General features: G+C 73.8%; 17 protein-coding genes. 9 read left to right on the top strand and 8 right to left on the bottom strand.

The window, feature by feature from the left end; translation table 11 throughout:
• Positions 1 to 15 precede the first annotated feature (15 nt).
• Both ACTMSW_RS02565 and ACTMSW_RS02560 read right to left on the bottom strand, forming a co-directional pair.
• Positions 16 to 480, bottom strand: coding sequence for a PPOX class F420-dependent oxidoreductase (locus ACTMSW_RS02565; RefSeq protein WP_441178781.1), 465 nt, complete (start codon positions 478 to 480; stop codon positions 16 to 18).
• 56 nt (positions 481 to 536) lie between these two features.
• Positions 537 to 1,193 (bottom strand): DUF6642 family protein, encoded by a 657-nt coding sequence (locus tag ACTMSW_RS02560; protein WP_441178780.1) that lies wholly within the window; start codon positions 1,191 to 1,193, stop codon positions 537 to 539.
• 303 nt (positions 1,194 to 1,496) lie between these two features.
• Here ACTMSW_RS02560 and ACTMSW_RS02555 point away from each other — a divergent pair, with 303 nt between their 5' ends.
• The gene (locus ACTMSW_RS02555; RefSeq protein ID WP_441178779.1) at positions 1,497 to 2,273 is read left to right on the top strand and encodes a D-Ala-D-Ala carboxypeptidase family metallohydrolase; all 777 of its coding nucleotides are present in this window, start codon (positions 1,497 to 1,499) and stop codon (positions 2,271 to 2,273) included.
• A gap of 100 nt (positions 2,274 to 2,373) precedes the next feature.
• Here ACTMSW_RS02555 and ACTMSW_RS02550 read toward each other — a convergent pair whose 3' ends face one another.
• The 4 genes from ACTMSW_RS02550 to ACTMSW_RS02535 form a co-directional block, all read right to left on the bottom strand.
• Positions 2,374 to 2,853 carry a hypothetical protein gene (locus ACTMSW_RS02550; RefSeq protein WP_441178778.1) on the bottom strand — a complete coding sequence of 160 codons (480 nt, stop codon included), beginning with the start codon at positions 2,851 to 2,853 and terminating at the stop codon, positions 2,374 to 2,376.
• An 88-nt stretch (positions 2,854 to 2,941) separates the two neighbouring features.
• On the bottom strand, positions 2,942 to 4,366 hold the full coding sequence (locus tag ACTMSW_RS02545; protein ID WP_441178777.1) for an ATP-binding protein: 1,425 nt from the start codon (positions 4,364 to 4,366) through the stop codon (positions 2,942 to 2,944).
• A 70-nt stretch (positions 4,367 to 4,436) separates the two neighbouring features.
• Positions 4,437 to 5,141 (bottom strand): response regulator, encoded by a 705-nt coding sequence (locus ACTMSW_RS02540; RefSeq protein ID WP_441178776.1) that lies wholly within the window; start codon positions 5,139 to 5,141, stop codon positions 4,437 to 4,439.
• Positions 5,120 to 6,355: a sensor histidine kinase gene (locus ACTMSW_RS02535; RefSeq protein WP_441178775.1), complete on the bottom strand. Its 1,236-nt coding sequence runs from the start codon at positions 6,353 to 6,355 to the stop codon at positions 5,120 to 5,122. The genes ACTMSW_RS02540 and ACTMSW_RS02535 overlap by 22 nt, the downstream gene beginning before the upstream one ends.
• A gap of 131 nt (positions 6,356 to 6,486) precedes the next feature.
• Between ACTMSW_RS02535 and ACTMSW_RS02530 the strand changes: the two genes are divergently transcribed.
• The 5 genes from ACTMSW_RS02530 to ACTMSW_RS02510 are packed head-to-tail and all read left to right on the top strand — an operon-like array spanning position 6,487 to position 10,969.
• Complete coding sequence (locus tag ACTMSW_RS02530) at positions 6,487 to 7,386, top strand: ABC transporter ATP-binding protein (protein WP_441178774.1); 900 nt, start codon at positions 6,487 to 6,489, stop codon at positions 7,384 to 7,386.
• A complete protein-coding gene (locus ACTMSW_RS02525) occupies positions 7,383 to 8,168 on the top strand; it encodes an ABC transporter permease (protein ID WP_441178773.1) in 786 nt (261 codons plus the stop codon). The genes ACTMSW_RS02530 and ACTMSW_RS02525 overlap by 4 nt, the downstream gene beginning before the upstream one ends.
• A complete protein-coding gene (locus tag ACTMSW_RS02520; protein WP_441178772.1) occupies positions 8,168 to 8,911 on the top strand; it encodes a YqeB family protein in 744 nt (247 codons plus the stop codon). The genes ACTMSW_RS02525 and ACTMSW_RS02520 overlap by 1 nt, the downstream gene beginning before the upstream one ends.
• 42 nt (positions 8,912 to 8,953) lie before the next feature.
• Positions 8,954 to 9,514: an SOUL family heme-binding protein gene (locus ACTMSW_RS02515; protein WP_441178771.1), complete on the top strand. Its 561-nt coding sequence runs from the start codon at positions 8,954 to 8,956 to the stop codon at positions 9,512 to 9,514.
• A gap of 30 nt (positions 9,515 to 9,544) precedes the next feature.
• Positions 9,545 to 10,969, top strand: coding sequence for an amino acid permease (locus tag ACTMSW_RS02510; protein ID WP_441178770.1), 1,425 nt, complete (start codon positions 9,545 to 9,547; stop codon positions 10,967 to 10,969).
• A gap of 10 nt (positions 10,970 to 10,979) precedes the next feature.
• Here the strand turns inward: ACTMSW_RS02510 and ACTMSW_RS02505 are convergent, their stop codons facing one another.
• Positions 10,980 to 12,446, bottom strand: a complete 1,467-nt coding sequence (locus tag ACTMSW_RS02505; protein WP_441178769.1) for a serine hydrolase domain-containing protein — start codon at positions 12,444 to 12,446, stop codon at positions 10,980 to 10,982.
• 69 nt (positions 12,447 to 12,515) lie between these two features.
• The gene (locus ACTMSW_RS02500; RefSeq protein ID WP_441178768.1) at positions 12,516 to 13,022 is read right to left on the bottom strand and encodes an ArsR/SmtB family transcription factor; all 507 of its coding nucleotides are present in this window, start codon (positions 13,020 to 13,022) and stop codon (positions 12,516 to 12,518) included.
• Positions 13,023 to 13,142: 120 nt separating this feature from the next.
• On the opposite strand from ACTMSW_RS02500, the gene ACTMSW_RS02495 reads away from it, so the two are divergent.
• From ACTMSW_RS02495 to ACTMSW_RS02485, 3 genes are all read left to right on the top strand, one after another.
• Complete coding sequence (locus ACTMSW_RS02495; protein ID WP_441178767.1) at positions 13,143 to 13,682, top strand: DUF1697 domain-containing protein; 540 nt, start codon at positions 13,143 to 13,145, stop codon at positions 13,680 to 13,682.
• Between the two features lie 83 nt (positions 13,683 to 13,765).
• Positions 13,766 to 14,629, top strand: a complete 864-nt coding sequence (locus ACTMSW_RS02490) for a hypothetical protein (protein WP_441178766.1) — start codon at positions 13,766 to 13,768, stop codon at positions 14,627 to 14,629.
• A gap of 134 nt (positions 14,630 to 14,763) precedes the next feature.
• Complete coding sequence (locus tag ACTMSW_RS02485; protein ID WP_441178765.1) at positions 14,764 to 15,615, top strand: aldo/keto reductase; 852 nt, start codon at positions 14,764 to 14,766, stop codon at positions 15,613 to 15,615.
• The last annotated feature ends 60 nt before the right edge of the window (positions 15,616 to 15,675 follow it).

Below are 15,675 nucleotides of genomic sequence, written 5' to 3'. Positions count from 1 at the left end.
GGCCCGGCGGGGCCGTCAGTCGGCGAGGCGGGCGGGGAAGCCGCCGGTGGCCACCGGACCCCAGGCGTCGATGGTGACCCGGATCAGCGACTTCCCCTGGCGGACCATCGCCGCCCGGTACTCGTCCCAGTCCGGATGCTCGCCGGAGATGCTGCGGAAGTACTCCACCAGCGGTTCCAGCGCCTCCGGCAGGTCGAGCACCTCGGCGGTGCCGTCCACCTGGACCCAGGGACCGTCCCAGTCGTCGGAGAGCACACAGGCCGAGACCCGGGGGTCGCGGCGGATGTTGGCCGTCTTGGCCCGCTCGGGGTACGTGGAGATCACCAGCCGGCCCTCGCCGTCCACCCCGGCGGAGACCGGCGAGGACTGCGGACGCCCGTCGGCGCGGGTGGTCATCAGCACCACCTTGTGCCGAGGGCGGAGGAACTCGATCAGGTCGGCCCGGTCGACCCGGGTGCTCGTCGCGATGCTGCGTGCCATCGGTCGGTTCTACCAGGAGACGCCGCGTCCGGCACGGCGGCCCGGCGCCTGCGCGGTCAGCGCGGGCGGGCGACGGGCCGCGCGACGGTGGGCTGGGCGGCGGTGGGCTGGGCGGGGACGCGCGGCCGGGCGGGTGGCCGCCACGCGCGGCCGTTGGCGTAGATCACCCGAAAGCCGAGGTACGACGCCAGCGGCGCCCAGTGCGCCGAGCCCATCCGCAGCTCCGCGGCGTTGTGCCGCTGCCCGTTGGCCAGCACGTCGAGCAGCACGGTCTCGAACGCGGCCGACTCGACCCAGTCGACCTCGCGGGTGAAACCGCAGATCAGCGCCGCGCCGGTGGCGTCGAGGAAGTCCCGGAGCACGGCGTCGGAGGCGCGCAGCACCGAGCAGCTGCCGAAATAGAGCCGCCGGCCCTCGCACCGGCCGGCCATCAACTCGGCGACCTCGGCGATCTCCACCGATTCCCAGTCGGTCAGGCAGAGGCGGCTGGGCTCGCCGTGCATGGCGAAGAAGCCCACCCGGTAGTCGGCGTACTGCTTGAGCAGCCAGCGGTCGAGGAAATAGAACAACTCGTCGCGGGTGGCCGCGTCCTTGTGGATGAAGCGGATCTTTCCCAGCCGTTCGAGGAGTTCCAGCGTGGGCAGGACGGAGCCGCGTTCGTTCAGGTCGCGGTGCCACTGGCCCTCGACGCAGAAGACTCCACCGCGCGCCACGCCGCCCCCTCCCCCGTCGCCGGCCCTGACGTTACCGGCTGTCCCGGCCCGGGGAACATGACCCTCGGTGCGACCTGCTGCGACGTTCGGTGTCGTTGACGCATTCCCGGACCCGTTCGGTGACGAATGGGTGTTTCGCAAATGGGGCCGATTCACAGGGACAACTCAGGAACTGCGGATCGTGAGGACAATTCTCGTTAATTGCCGCCAACCGCCTGCTCGGGTGCCAAGGTGGAAAAGGCGGGACGTCCCGGTCGATGTCCCGGAGGCCACCCCATTCGCTCTCCTACCGGGAGGACTTCTGTGCGCGTACACACCCTGAAACGGGCGGTTGTCGCATTGGCCCTGGCGCTGCCGGGAGCCGCGATCGCCACCGCGGTCGCCGCGCCAGCGGCCCATGCCGACGGCTGCTACACGTGGACCCGGAACCTCTACCAGGGCCGCTCCGGCAGTGACGTCCGTCAGCTGCAGATCCGGGTCGCCGGCTGGGCCGGCAACCGCGACATCGTGGAGAACGACGGCGTCTACGGCCCGAAGACGGCCGCCGCGGTCCGGCGGTTCCAGGCCGCGTACGGGATCCGGGCCGACGGCGTCGCCGGACCGCAGACCTACGCCAAGCTGTACGAGATCCAGGACGACGACTGCACGCCCCGGCACTTCAGCTGGAGCGAGATGGACGACGGCTGCGGTCGGGGCGGCTGGACCGGCGGGCCGCTGTCGCCCGCCGAGACCCGGCAGAACGCCCTGCGCACGATGTGGAAACTGGAGGCGATGCGCAAGGGCCTCGGCGACCGGCCCCTCTACGTGACCAGCGGTTTCCGCAGCCGGGTCTGCAACGACCAGGTCGGTGGCGCGTCCGACAGCCAGCACCTCTACGGCAACGCCGCCGACGTGGTCTCCCGCAGCCGGCCGCTGTGCGACGTCGCCCGGGACGCCCGCAACCGGGGGTTCAGCGGCATCTACGGCCCGGGCGCACCGGACCACGACGACCACGTGCACGTGGACTCCCGGCGGGAGAACGACCGGGACCGCACCGCCAACACGACCAGTTGGTCGGCGCCGGACTGCGGCGTGCGCTGACCGGCACCACAGCGGCGCCGGCCCGGACGGGGCGGGGGGAACCTCCACGTCCGGGCCGGCGCCGTTCCGTGCCGGGCGCCATGAGCGGGCGTACCTCCGCTCAGCTGGCCCGCGGCCAGCGCGGCGCGGTGACGGGGGGAGCCACCGGCCGGCCGGGGTGTGCGGGACGGACCGGGGGCCGCGCGCCGGGTGCGACCACCCGGGGCGCCGGCTGCGCGCGCACCGCGTGGCCGGCCGCGGTACGCGGTGGGTAGCCGGCCGGCGTACGGGCCGGCGCCGGCCCGTTGACCGTGAACGGGAAGGGCACGTGCACGAACGGGTTGCCGTGCCGCACCAGGGCGTCGATCTGACGCTCGTTGAGCCCGTGCTCGCTGAGCACGCGCCGACCCCAGCGGTGCAGCCGGCACGGGTACGTCGCGCCGTCGTTGCGGCACAGCGGCCCCGACGGCCACTCCTCCGCCGCGTGCACGACCACCGCCCGGACCGCGAGCCGGACGTCCTCGGGTGTCAGGGGCTCCGGCACCGGCACCTCACCCAGGATCTGATCGATGGGATCCGTCGACTGCTCACCAACTCGCACGGCAGGCCTCCCGCAGCTCCGGTAGCGGTGCGACTGATGCGCCGCACCGCATCCTCGGCGACTGGTACGGCTCGCACGCCCGAATGGTTCAATCGCCGTACGCGGTCAGCAGGTCCTCGGCCGCCAGCGCCCGCACCCCGTCGGTGGTGGCGCCACTGCGCGACACCGCCACCAGCGGCACCGACTCGTCGGCCCCGGGCAGCTGAGCGCGGTGCACCAGGAGACGTCCGAGATCGTGCGCGTCGAAGGGGCGCTGCTCCAGCCACTTGATCGAGCCGACGAAGGTGATCCGTTTCGCGACCGGCCCCCGGTCGGCGCCCACCAGGTCGATCTCCGGGTGGTTGGTCCGCGTCCAGTAGCCACCGACCACGTCGCTTCCCGCGGGAAGGAGCCCATCGGGCAGCCGACGGAGGGCCTCCCGTACCAGCGGCTCGATCGCCCGGCCACGCCAACTCGTCCAGGACGAGGTGATCCGGGCCAGCGTCAGGTCGCCCCGTCCCCGCTCGATCTCCGGCAGATACGGACCCAGGAAGGACAGCCAGAAGCGGAGGTACGGGTCGGCGACGGCGTAACGGGTCTCCCGCGACGGCTTCGTCGACAGCGGCACGGTGACCTCCACGACCCGTTTGTCCACCAGGAGCCGCAGGGCTCGGGTCAGGGACGCCTGCGGCAGGTCGCCGGCCGCCCGGGCGATGAGCGAGAAGGTCCGCTCGCCCGACCCGATCGCCCGCAGCACCAGACCCGCCTGGGAGGCGGTGGGGAACTCGGCGGCCAACGCTCGTTCCCCGCTGACGATCAGGGCCGAGGTCGGGTCGGCGACCGCGTCGGCGAGGTAGTCACGCAACGAGGCTCCGGTCGGCCATTCGTCCAGGATCAGCGGCAGCCCACCGGAGACGAGATGGGCGTCGAACGCCTCGGCCGCCGGCAGGTCCAGCATCGCGCCCACGTCGGCCGGGTTGAGCGGTGGAACGACCATCTCCGTGGCCCGCTGGTGGAAGGGGCGACCGTACGCGTTCAGCGCCTCCATCATGGCCAGGTCGGACCCGATGCACAGCAGGAGGACCGGTCGTCGGGAGAGTTCCCGGTCGAAGACCTTCTGCAGGGTTCCCTCGAACCCGGGATCGGTGGCGATCAGGTAGGGCATCTCGTCGAGGACGACGACGCTCGGCCGGTCGGTGGGCAGCGCCGAGGCGAGCAGGGTGAGGGCGGCGTCCCACGTCCGGGGCTGCTGGGCGGCGAACAGCGCGGCGCCGGGGAGGGTGGAGGCGGCCACGGCCTCGACGAAGAGGGCGAGGTCGGCAGCCACGGACGGCTGCGCGGAGGCGGTGAAGAACACGTGGGGCACGTCCGCCCGTTCCACGAACTCCTCGACGAGGCGCGACTTGCCGACGCGGCGGCGGCCTCGCATCAGAAGTGCGCGTCCCGGCCGGCCGGCCCGGCCGCCCCGGTGGACGCGCGCCAGCATGGCGTCGAGCTGGGACAGCTCCCGTCCGCGTCCAACGAATCCGTCCACCCCGGCCGCCTCATACACTCATCAGTGAAACCCTCATCGTTGAGTGTATCGGGAGTGAGAGCAACCGTGGCTACGCCAGGCCGGCGTCGTGGACCAGCAACGCCACCTGGACCCGGTTGTTCAGGTCGAGCTTTACCAGCAGCCGCGACACGTACGCCTTCACCGTCGCGACGCTCATGAACAGCTCGGCCGCGATCTCCGCGTTGGTGCGGCCCTGCCCGACGGCGACGGCGACCTCCCGTTCGCGCTCGCTCAACCCGGCGAGGAGCCCACGGGCCCGCTCGCGGCGCCGGTCCGGCGTTCCCGCCGGCACGGGCGCGGTCACCCGGTCGATGAGCCGGCGGGTCACCGTCGGCGAGAGGGTCGGCTCCCCGGCCGCCACCCGACGTACCGCCCGGACGATGTCGGCCGGCGGGGTGTCCTTGAGCAGGAAGCCGCCCGCCCCGGCGCGCAACGCCCGCAGCACCTGCTCGTCGGCGTCGAAGGTGGTCAGCACCAGCACCTCCGGCGGGGACGGCGACGCCCGGAGCGCCTCGGTGGCGGCCAGGCCGTCCAGCCGGGGCATCCGGATGTCCATGAGCACCACGTCCGGGCGGCACGCCGCGACGGCCTCGGGCACCTCGCTGCCGTCCGTCGCCTCCCCCACCACCCGCAGGTCCGGCACCCCGCCGAGGATCATCGACAGACCGGCCCGGACCAGCGCGTCGTCGTCCACGATCAACACCCGCACCGGCCCGCTGTCCGCCGGCCCGGTCACGTCGGCCACGGCAGCCACGCGGCCAGGCGGAAGTCGCCCGCGTCGTCCCGCCCGTACTCCAGCCGGCCACCGGCGAGGTCGACCCGCTCGGCGATGCCGACGAGGCCGGTGCCGGTGCCCGGGATCTCCGCCGCGGTCCCGCCCACCGGCCAGCGATTGCGGACCTCGACGGTGATCCCCTCCCCCGGGCCGCCCGCCAGGTCGACGGCGACCGCGGCCCCGGCGGCGTGCTTGCGGGCGTTGGTCAGGCCCTCCTGGACGATCCGGTAGACGCTGCGACCGACCGCCGTCGGCACCCGGTCCGCCTCGGCCACCCGGTCGGTGGCCTCGACCCGTACCCCGGCGGCCCGCGACTCGCCGAGCAGCGCCGGCAGATCGGCCAGGGTGGGCTGCGGACGGTCGGGGGCCGACCCGGCGGAGGCCTCCGTACGGAGCACGCCGATCACCTCGCGCAGGTCCTCCAGCGCGGCGTGGGCGCTGCTCCGGATGACCCCGGCCGCCCGGGCCACCTCCTCCGGCGGGGCGTCCGGACGGAACTCCAGGGCACCGGCGTGCAGGCTGAGCAGCGAGATCCGGTGCGCCAGCACGTCGTGCATCTCGCGCGCGATGCGGGTGCGCTCCACCTGCCGGGCCTGCACCACCCGCAACTGCTGCTCGGCCTCGGCCCGCTCGGCCCGCTCGCGCAGCGACACGACCAGCTGCCGCCGGGCCCGCACGAACATCCCCCACGCCAGCACGCTGAAGCTGATGACCACCCCCCACGCCGTGGTCTCCCAGTACGACAGGGTCGGGTCGGGACGGAGCAGACCGAACGCGAAGTTGGTGACCAGGCCGGCGGCCGTGACCGCCAGCGCGACGACGGTACGCCGGTGCACCACCACGGTGAAGTAGAGCACCAGCAACGGCGCCGCCGACGCCATCGAGACCATGGTCAGCGGCAGGGTGGCCATGCTCAGGGCCACCGGCCAACGGCGGCGGACCCAGAGCAGTGCGCAGCAGAGCAGGCCGAAGCCGGCGTCGACCGGGATCATCCACCGCTGCGGCAGCGGCTCGGCGAAGCTGGGCGACGACGACGCGGCGTCGGCGGTCGCCGCCAGCACCCAGATCAGCGAGACCACGAAGACGAGACAGTCCACCACCCAGTCACGGGTGGTCCGGCGGACCCGGCCGGGCACCGCGGTCAGGGCTCCCGGCAGCAGCCACGGGTGCTCCGGTACGGCGGCGCTGGTCACGCCGCCATGCTAGGCAGCCGCCCGGCCCGTCGGACAGCTACGAAAGTCGACACCTGCCGTCGACCTCCGGCGGGAAGGCGTCGACCGTCGGCCGCTGCGGACGGCCGGCCGGCGCGCGCAGGCTGACCGACATGATCGACGTGGCACACCTGACCAAACGGTACGGGCGGCACACCGCCGTCGACGACGTGTCGTTCCGCTGCGAGCCGGGGACCGTCACCGGCTTCCTGGGGCCGAACGGCGCCGGCAAGTCCACCACCATGCGGATGATCTGCGGGCTGACCCCGCCCACCGCCGGCACCGCCGAGGTCGGCGGCCGACCCTACCGCCGGCTGGCCAACCCCGGCCGGGAGGTGGGAGTGCTGCTCGACGCGTCGGCGCAGCACGCGGGGCGCACCGGCCGGGAGGTGCTGACCGTGGCCGCCCTGACGATGGGGGTGGACCGCCGGAGGGTGACCGCGACGCTGGATCTCGTGGGTCTCGACGCGGTCGCCGCGCGGCGGCGCGTACGGGCGTACTCGCTCGGGATGCGGCAGCGGCTCGGCCTGGCGCACGCGCTGCTCGGCGACCCCCGGGTCCTGGTCCTCGACGAGCCGGCCAACGGCCTCGACCCGGAGGGGATCTTCTGGATGCGCGGCCTGCTGCGCGACTTCGCCGACCGGGGCGGCACCGTCCTGCTCTCCTCCCACCTGCTGCGCGAGGTGGAGGCGGTCGCGGACCGGCTGGTGGTGATCGGGGGTGGCCGGATCGTGGCCCAGGGCGACCGGGACGAGCTGCTGGGCGGGACCGGGACCCGGGTGCGTTCCCGGAACCTTCCCGGTCTGCGCGGTGCCCTGGACGCCGCCGGTCTGGCCGCCACGGCGACCACGGACGGCGCCCTGGTGGTCCCCGCCGGCCCCGACGTGGTCGGGCAGGCCGCCGCCGACGCCGGGATCGCGCTGACTGAACTGCGCCCGGCCGGCGAGGGCGGCCTGGAGCAGCTCTTCCTGTCCCTCACCGCCACCGAACCGAACCGGGAGCCCGTCCGATGACCGCCACCGCCGCACCCGCCGTCGCCCCGCCCGCTCCCCCGGAGGTACGCGGGCCGTCCCTGCTCCGGCTCACCGCTGTGGAGCTGCGCAAGCTCACCGACACCCGGGCCGGGGTGTGGTTGCTCGCCGCCATCGCGCTGATCACCGTGGCCCTCGTGGTGGCGCAGCTGATCTGGGCACCGGACGACCAGCAGACCTTCACCGGCTTCTTCGTCTTCTCGTTGCTGCCCGTCGGACTGCTCCTGCCGGTGCTCGGCATCCTCTCGGTGACCGGCGAGTGGTCGCAGCGCACCGCGCTGACCACGTTCGCCCTGGTGCCGCGCCGGGAGCGGGTGGTCGCCGCGAAACTGGTCGCGGTGGTGCTGGCGGCCGCCGCCTCCATCCTGACCAGCCTCGGTGCCGCCGCGATCGGCACCCTGGGGACGGGCGTCAGCGGCGGGGCCGGTGGTTGGCGGATCGAGGGCTCGCTGATCCTGCACGCCCTGGTGGTCCAGGTGGCGAACGTGCTGATGGGCGCGGCGTTCGGCCTGCTGCTGCTGAACACCCCCCTGGCCATCGTCACCTTCCTGCTGCTGCCGACGCTCTGGTCGGTGCTGGGCGGCCTGATCCGACCGCTGTCCGGTCCCGCCGGGTGGCTGGACACCGGCCGGACGATGGAGCCCTTCTTCACCCCCGACGTCACGGCCGGCCAGTGGGCCCGGCTCGGGGTGTCGCTGCTGGCGTGGCTGGTCGTACCGCTGGTCGCCGGTCTGCTGCGGACGCTTCGGCGCGAGGTGGCGTGATGGCACACGGACCGGGCGCACCGGTGGTGGTCGACGGCGGGCGCGCGGAGCTGGCGGTGATGTGGGGCGGGTTCCCCGCGCTCGGCGTCGGCGCCGGGTGGCTCCTCGCCCTCGGCGCCGGATGGCTCGCGGAGCAGCGGTGGGCCCCGTGGCGCGGGCTGTTCGAACTGGTCGCCGATCTTCCCGACCCCACCGCCGCGGCCGCCGGTGCGGCGCTCGGCGCGCTCGGCGGCCTCGCCGTCGCCGCGGTCGGCACCGCCGAGCGGCTGGCCGTGACGGTCGACCGGGAGCGGGTCCGGCTCCGTCGCCACGGCGCGGACCAGGAGGTGCCCCGACGCGTGGTGCGGGCGGTCTTCGTCGACCGCAAAGACCTCGTCCTGCTCGGCTCGGACGGGAGCGAACTGGCCCGGCAGAAGTCCGATCTGGCGGCGGGGCGGCTGCGGGAGGCGTTCCGGTCGCACGGCTGGCCCTGGACGGACACCGATCCGCACGCCGACGCGTACCGGCGGTGGGTGCCGGGGCTCCCGGGGCTGCCGGTCGGCGCGGACGCGCTGCTGCGGGCCCGGCAGCGGGCGCTCGACGCCGACCGGGGCGGCGAGGCCCGGGAACTGCGCGCGGAACTGGCCCGGTGCGGCGTGGTGGTCCGCGACACCGGGCGCCGGCAGTACTGGCGGTCGACCGCGTCGGCACCGGGCCCGGGCGAGGACCGCACTTCTCCTGAGCCGGAGGGCGGCGACCGGTAGCGTCGGATGCGAGGAACCGGCCCTGGGCACGGGGAGCGCGCCATGACCGAGCAGCAGCCGTACCGGGTGGTGAGCCGACACCCCGGCTTCGAACTGCGCCGGTACCCCCCGCACCTGGTGGCCGAGATGCGGGTCGAGGGGACCTTCGACGGGGCGGCCCACGAGGCGTTCCGGCCGCTCACCGAGTACCTGAAGGGCGCCAACCGGCCCCGACGGGGCCTCGCCATGACCACGCCCGTCGTGCAGGAGGCGGCGCCGGAGACGATCGCGGCGACCGCGCCGGTCCTGCAGGAGGAGGGCGACCGGCCGGGCTGCTGGATGGTGCGTCTCGTGATGCCGGCCGGCTTCACCGCGGACACCCTGCCCGAGCCGACCGATCCCCGGGTACGGACGCGGGAGGTACCGGAGCAGCTCGTGGCGGCCATGCGCTTCTCCGGCCGGGGCACGGCGGTGGCGTTCGACCGGCGGGCCACCGCGCTGGGCCGGGCGGTCACCGGTGCCGGGCTGCGGCCGGCCGGCGCGGTCGGCTACGCCCGGTACGACCCGCCGTGGAAGCCGTGGTTCCTGCGGCGTAACGAGGTGGTGCTGCCGGTCGCCGAGTGACCTCGCGACCGCGCACGAGAAGGGACGACGATGACCTCCACGGGACGCCCGACGGGCAACGGCAGCGGCATCTTCCGCCGCAAGCCGGTCGAGGAGATCCAGGACGAGGCCGAGGGGGGCCTCGCCCGGTCCCTCGGGCTCTGGCAGCTCACCGCGATCGGGGTCGGCGGCATCATCGGCGCCGGCATCTTCGCGTTGGCCGGTGCCGTGGCGAACGAGACCGCCGGACCGGCGGTCTTGATCTCGTTCCTGGTCGCCGGACTGGCCAGCGCGGCCGCCGCCCTGTCGTACGCCGAGTTCGCCGGCATGATCCCGAAGGCCGGCTCGGCCTACACCTACGGGTACGCGGTGCTCGGTGAGGCGGTCGGCTGGTTCATCGGCTGGGACCTGCTGCTGGAGTACACCGCCATCGTCGCGGTGGTCGCCATCGGCATCTCCGGCTACTTCGCCTTCCTCGTCAGCGAGCTCGGCATCGATCTGCCGGCCTGGATGCTGGGTGCTCCGGGCACCGGCGAGGGGCACGTGGTGGACCTGTTCGCGGTGGTCCTCTGCCTGCTCATCGCGTTCCTGCTCAACCAGGGCATCAAGACCGCGGCCCGCTTCGAGACGTTCGTCGTCGGGCTGAAGGTCGCGGTGGTGCTGCTGGTCATCGTGGTCGGCTTCTTCTACGTGCGGACGGAGAACTACTCGCCGTTCTTCCCGTACGGGCTCGGCGGCGCGTTCACCGGAGCGGCGACCGTGTTCTTCGCCGTGTTCGGCTACGACGCGATGAGCACCGCCGCCGAGGAGTCCAAGGACGCCCGCCGGCACATGCCGAAGGCGATCATCTACTCGCTGGCCATCTCGATGGTCCTGTACGTGCTGGCCACGCTCGTGCTGACCGGCATGCAGAACTACACCGAGATCGACCCGGAGAGCGGCTTCTCCTCGGCCTTCGCCTCGGTGGGTCTGTCCGGCCTGGCGAGCGTGATCGCGGTCGGTGCGATCATCGGCATCCTGACGGTGATGTTCACCTTCATGCTCGGCGTGACCCGGGTGTGGTTCTCGATGAGCCGGGACGGCCTCCTGCCGGCCTGGTTCGCCAAGCTGCACCCGGTGCGCCGGGTCCCCAGCCGGGTGACCTGGATCGTCGGCGTCGGCTCGGCCCTGATCGCCGGTTTCCTGCCGATCCGGGAGGCCGCCGAGCTGACCAACATCGGCATCCTGCTCGCCTTCGTGGTGGTCTGCATCGCGGTGATCGTGCTGCGCTACCGCCGCCCGGACGCCCCGCGCACGTTCCGACTGCCCGGAATGCCGGTGGTGCCGGCCCTCGGCGCGGTCTTCTCGGTCTGGCTGATCACGTTCCTCGCCCCGGAGACGTGGCTGCGGTTCGCGGTGTGGTTCCTGATCGGCGCGCTGGTCTACGCCTTCTACGGCTACCGTCGCTCCGCGCTGGCCGGGCGACGCGACCGGTAGGCCCGCCGGCTCACCCCAGCACCAGGCCGACCAGCGTCACCGCCGCCGCGGTCGAGAGGACCACGCCGGTCGCGCGCCGCCACATCGGCGCCCGCGCGACCAGCGGCAGGTCCCGCCACCGGTACGCGGACAGCACCACCGCCGCCGCCGACACCCCCACACCGAGCGGCCAGAGCGCACCGGGCACCACCGACCAGTCCCCGAGCCGGTGGCCCAGAGCGACGTACGCGCCCGCCCACACCGTCCCCGCGACCAGGGTCAGCCGGTCCGGGCCGCGCCGCGACGTCACCAGCAGGGACAGGCCGCCCAGGAAGGTGAGGATCACCGCGAGGCCGGCCCCGGCCCAGACGGGCAGGGCCGCGCCACCCTCGCCGTCGGCCTCCTCGCCCGGGACGCCGAGCAGCCGCAGCCCGATCGGGTCGACGTCGCGTTCGGTGTTGCCCAGCACCACCACACCCCGGCCGGTGGCCCGCTCGAAACCCACGTACGACCGGAAGCCACCGGTCCCGCCGTTGTGCCAGACCACCTCCCGGTCGGCGTAGCGGGTGGTGAACCAGCCGTACCCGACGCGGCGGCGGTCGTCGTCGCGGAATCGGGGGGTGGCCGCGTCGGCGCCGGGGGCCGTCCCGTCGAGCATCGCGGCGACCAGACGGGCGAGGTCCTCCACGGTCGACCAGACGCCGACGCCCGCCGGGGCGTAGCCCGCCGCGGTCCACTCGTCGGCCGGACGCCCACCCGCCTTCGACCCCGCCGCGGCCCCCTCGGGCGCGGACCCGTCGGCCACCACCGTCCGGGTCATCCCCAGCGGTCGCAGGATCTCGCGGTCGAGCAGCTTCGGGTACGGGGTGCCGGCACGCCCGGCCAGCGCCTGACCGAGCAGGGCCGTCCCGAAGTTCGAGTACGCCACGGTCCCCCGGTCGTCGCCCGGTTCCTCGTCCCCGGCGGCGTCCACGATGCGGTCGGCGTCCCAGCCCGTGTACGGGTTGCCGGCGGTCAGGTTGGCCCAGAGGATGCGGGCCAGGTCGAGCGGGGAACCGATGGCGAGCCGGGGCAGGCCGGACCGGTGGCTGGCCAGCTCGGCGAGGGTGACGTCGCGGCTGGGACCGGTCACCTCGGGCAGGGCCGCGCCGAGCGTGTCCTCGGGGCGGACGGCGCCGGAGCCGGCCTGGTCGGCCAGGAGCATCCCGGTCAGGACCTTGGTCACCGAGCCGATCTCGAACGGGGTGCCCGGCTCGACGGGCCCGCCGTCGGGACCACGACGGCCGAGGCCGGCCGTACGCACCCGCCCGCTCTCGATCACCGCGACGGCGAGACCCCGGTGACCCGCCGGATCGCCGACGGCTTCCCGCACCTCGGCGGCGAGCGCGGTGTCCCCGGTGGTCCGGTCGCCCAGCCGGGGCGGCCCCGGCCGGGCGGTGAACGCGACGAGCGCGGCGAGCACGCCGATGACAAGGGCGATGGCGGTCGGTCTCCGCATGATGTGTCTCCTCCGTCGGGGATGGTCGTCCACCGGGGACGACACGGAACGGGATGCGGCACGCCCTGGTCAGCGGCGGGCCGCGGCCAGGACGACCAGCAGGGGCACCACCCGCTCGCCGGGCACGGCCCAGCGGCCCCGGCCGGCGTTGCGCAGCCAGCCGGCAGCGGCGAGCTGGCGGAGATGGTGGTGCAGTTGCCCGGTGGTGCCCAGCTCCTCGATGCCGGCCAGTTCGGCGGTGCCGTGCCGGCCGCCGAGGACCTCGCGCAGCAGCCGCAGCCGTACCGGGTGGGCGAGCGCGGTCAGGGTGCCCGCCAGCTCGGACAGGTCGTCGTCGAGCACGTCGTCGACGGTGTGGCCGTACTGCCAGTCGTAGTGCTGACCGGCGATGTCGACGGTGCCGGTGTAGAGCACGGCGCCGGTGCCGTCGGCCGGGAGCCGCTCCTTGAGCCCGTTGAGCGCCCAGTAGACGTCGCCGTCGCCGCCGGGGGCGGCCACCGGTCGGGGTGCCCGCTGCCCGGTCAGGGCCGCCACCTGCGCCTCCAGGGCGCTGAGCCGCTCCTCCACACTCGCCATGACCCCAAAATACGGAACTACGTACTATCGTGCAACCGTAGTAGTGGACACGAGCGCGCCGGTGACCCCACCGGTCGGCCGGGGTGGGCGAGGATGACGGTCGACGCCGGGAGGTCAACGATGGACAGGTACGTCGCCCTGCTGCGGGGGGTCAACGTCGGGGCCGCCAAGGTCGGCATGGCCGACCTGCGCCGCCTGGTCACGGACCTGGGCCACGACGACGTGAAGACCTACCTGCAGAGCGGCAACGTGGTCTTCGGCAGCACCGTGCGCGACGCGGAGGCGCTGGCCGGGGGCATCGAGCGGGCGATCGCCGACGAGTTAGGGCTGACCGTGCCGGTGCTGGTGCGCAGCGGCCGGGAGATGGCGGCGGTGGCCGGCGGCAACCCCTACGCCGACCGGGAGGAGGACCCGACCCGGCTGCTGGTGGCCTTCCTGGCCACCGCACCGGAGCAGGCGGCGGTGGACGCCCTCGCCGTCCCAGGCGGCGAGAACGTGGCGTTCACGGTCAGCGGCCGGGAGGTCTTCCTGCACTACCCCGACGGGGGCTACGGCCGGTCGCGGTTCACCAACGCGTACCTGGAGAAGAAGCTCGGCGTCGTGGCGACCACCCGGAACTGGCGTTCGGTGCGGGCCTTGGCGGACCTGGCGGCGCCGTAACGGTTCGGCCACGGCTCGCGGCGGTGGCCCACCGGACCGGCGGGTCACCGCGTTCCCTCGTCGACCGACGAAGGGAGCCACCCGTGCCACGACTGATCGTGCGGACCGCCGCCGTGGCGCTGCTGCTCAGCGCCTGCGGAACCAGCACCACCGTCCCCGAGCCGGGCACCGGCGGACCACCGGCCACCGGCAGCGCATCACCGGCCGTCGCCGCCAGCCCTCCGGTGAAGCTGGACGGCGCCGAGTTCGACGCGGGCGGCCTGGCCGGCTGGCGGTGGCTGCACGAGGTCGAGGGCGGCCGCAACGACCTGCTGGCGCACGACGTCGGACGCACCCAGACCGGCGCCCTGCACGTCGAGCCGAAGGTGAGCGCCTGGTTCGAACGGCTGCGGGCGCCGTACCTGTTCCAGGAACGCGAGGGTGACCTGCTGATGGTGGCCCGGGTCCGGGCCGCCGGGCGCAACGCCGAGGTGCCGGGCAAGCCGTACTCGCTGGCGGGCCTGATGCTGCGGGTACCCGGCGCGGAGGTCAACGACTGGGTCTTCATCACCACCGGCACCGGCGTCGGCGGCCGACCGCAGCTGGAGGTCAAGACGACCCGGAACGGGCAGTCCCGGCTCCGGTTGCTGGGCGGCGCCCCCGGCTGGGTCGATTTGGCCCTGGCCCGGGTCGGCGGCGCGGTGGTGAGCCTCTACCGGCTGCCCGGCGGGCAGTGGCGGGTCGGTGCCCGCTACGACCGCACCGACCTGCCGGCCCGCCTCCAGTGGGGGATCAACGCCTACACGAGCTGGACCTCCGCCGCGCCCCGCCCGGACCTGAAGGCCGACGTCGACTACGTACGGTTCTACCGGCCCGGCATCCCCGCCGAGTGGATCCACAGCGCCACCGGTTACCGGCCGGACGAGGACCTGGTCCGGCATCTCGTGCCGGCCGACCTGGCCGACTGAGCCGTATCGGGGATCACGCCCGCGGAGCCGTGAGAGGACCGCCGGGGCGGGTAGGCACTCCGGATGGAACGGCGGGTGGCGGCGTGGGAACGCTACCGCGCCCCGGCCGCTCCGGACGACGGTGAGGAGCCACAGTGACGACCAGGATCCCCGACATCACCCTGAACGACGGCAACACCATCCCCCAGCTCGGGTTCGGGGTGTTCCAGATCGAGCCCCGGGACACCGTGCGGGCGGTGCGTACCGCCCTGGACCTCGGCTACCGGCACGTCGACACCGCCGAGATGTACGGCAACGAGGCGGAGGTCGGCCAGGCCGTACGCGAATCCGGTCTGGACCGGCGCGACGTCTACATCACGAGCAAGCTGAACAACGGCTTCCACCGCCCCGACGACGCCCGCAGGGCGTTCGAGTCGACACTGTCGGCGTTGAAGATGGACTACATCGACCTCTTCCTCATCCACTGGCCACTGCCGACCCTGTACGACGGCGACTTCGTGTCCACCTGGAAGACGCTGGAGGAGTTCCGGCACGACGGCCGGGCGCGGTCCATCGGCGTGTCCAACTTCCAGGTGCCGCACCTGGAACGACTGGCCGTCGAGGGGGGCATGGTGCCGGCGGTGAACCAGATCGAGGCGCACCCGTACTTCGGCAACGAGGAGGTCCGCGCGTACGGGAAGGCCAACGGCATCGCCACCGAGGCGTGGTCGCCGATCGCGCAGGGCAAGGTGCTCGACGACCCGACGCTGCTCGACATCGCCGAGCAGACCGGGCGGACGGTGGCCCAGGTGGTGCTGCGCTGGCACGTGCAGCGCGGCGACATCGTCTTCCCGAAGTCGGTCACCCCCGCGCGGATCGAGGAGAACCTCGGCATCTTCGACTTCGAGCTGGACGACGCGGCGATGGAGCGGATCACCGGGCTGGACCGGGGCGAGGCCGGCCGGCAGGGCCCGAACCCGGACACCTTCGACTACGTACCGCGCTGACCGACATCACCGCACCGCCTCCGGGTCGCCCGCCGACCGGGGGGGGCGGCCCGGTGGGCC

Origin of the sequence: Micromonospora sp. BQ11 (assembly GCF_052068135.1) — a bacterium.
In the GTDB taxonomy this organism is placed as follows: Bacteria; Actinomycetota; Actinomycetes; order Mycobacteriales; family Micromonosporaceae; genus Micromonospora.
The sequence above is the reverse complement of the archived record's forward strand: the minus strand, read 5'-3'. Positions and strand labels throughout refer to the sequence as shown.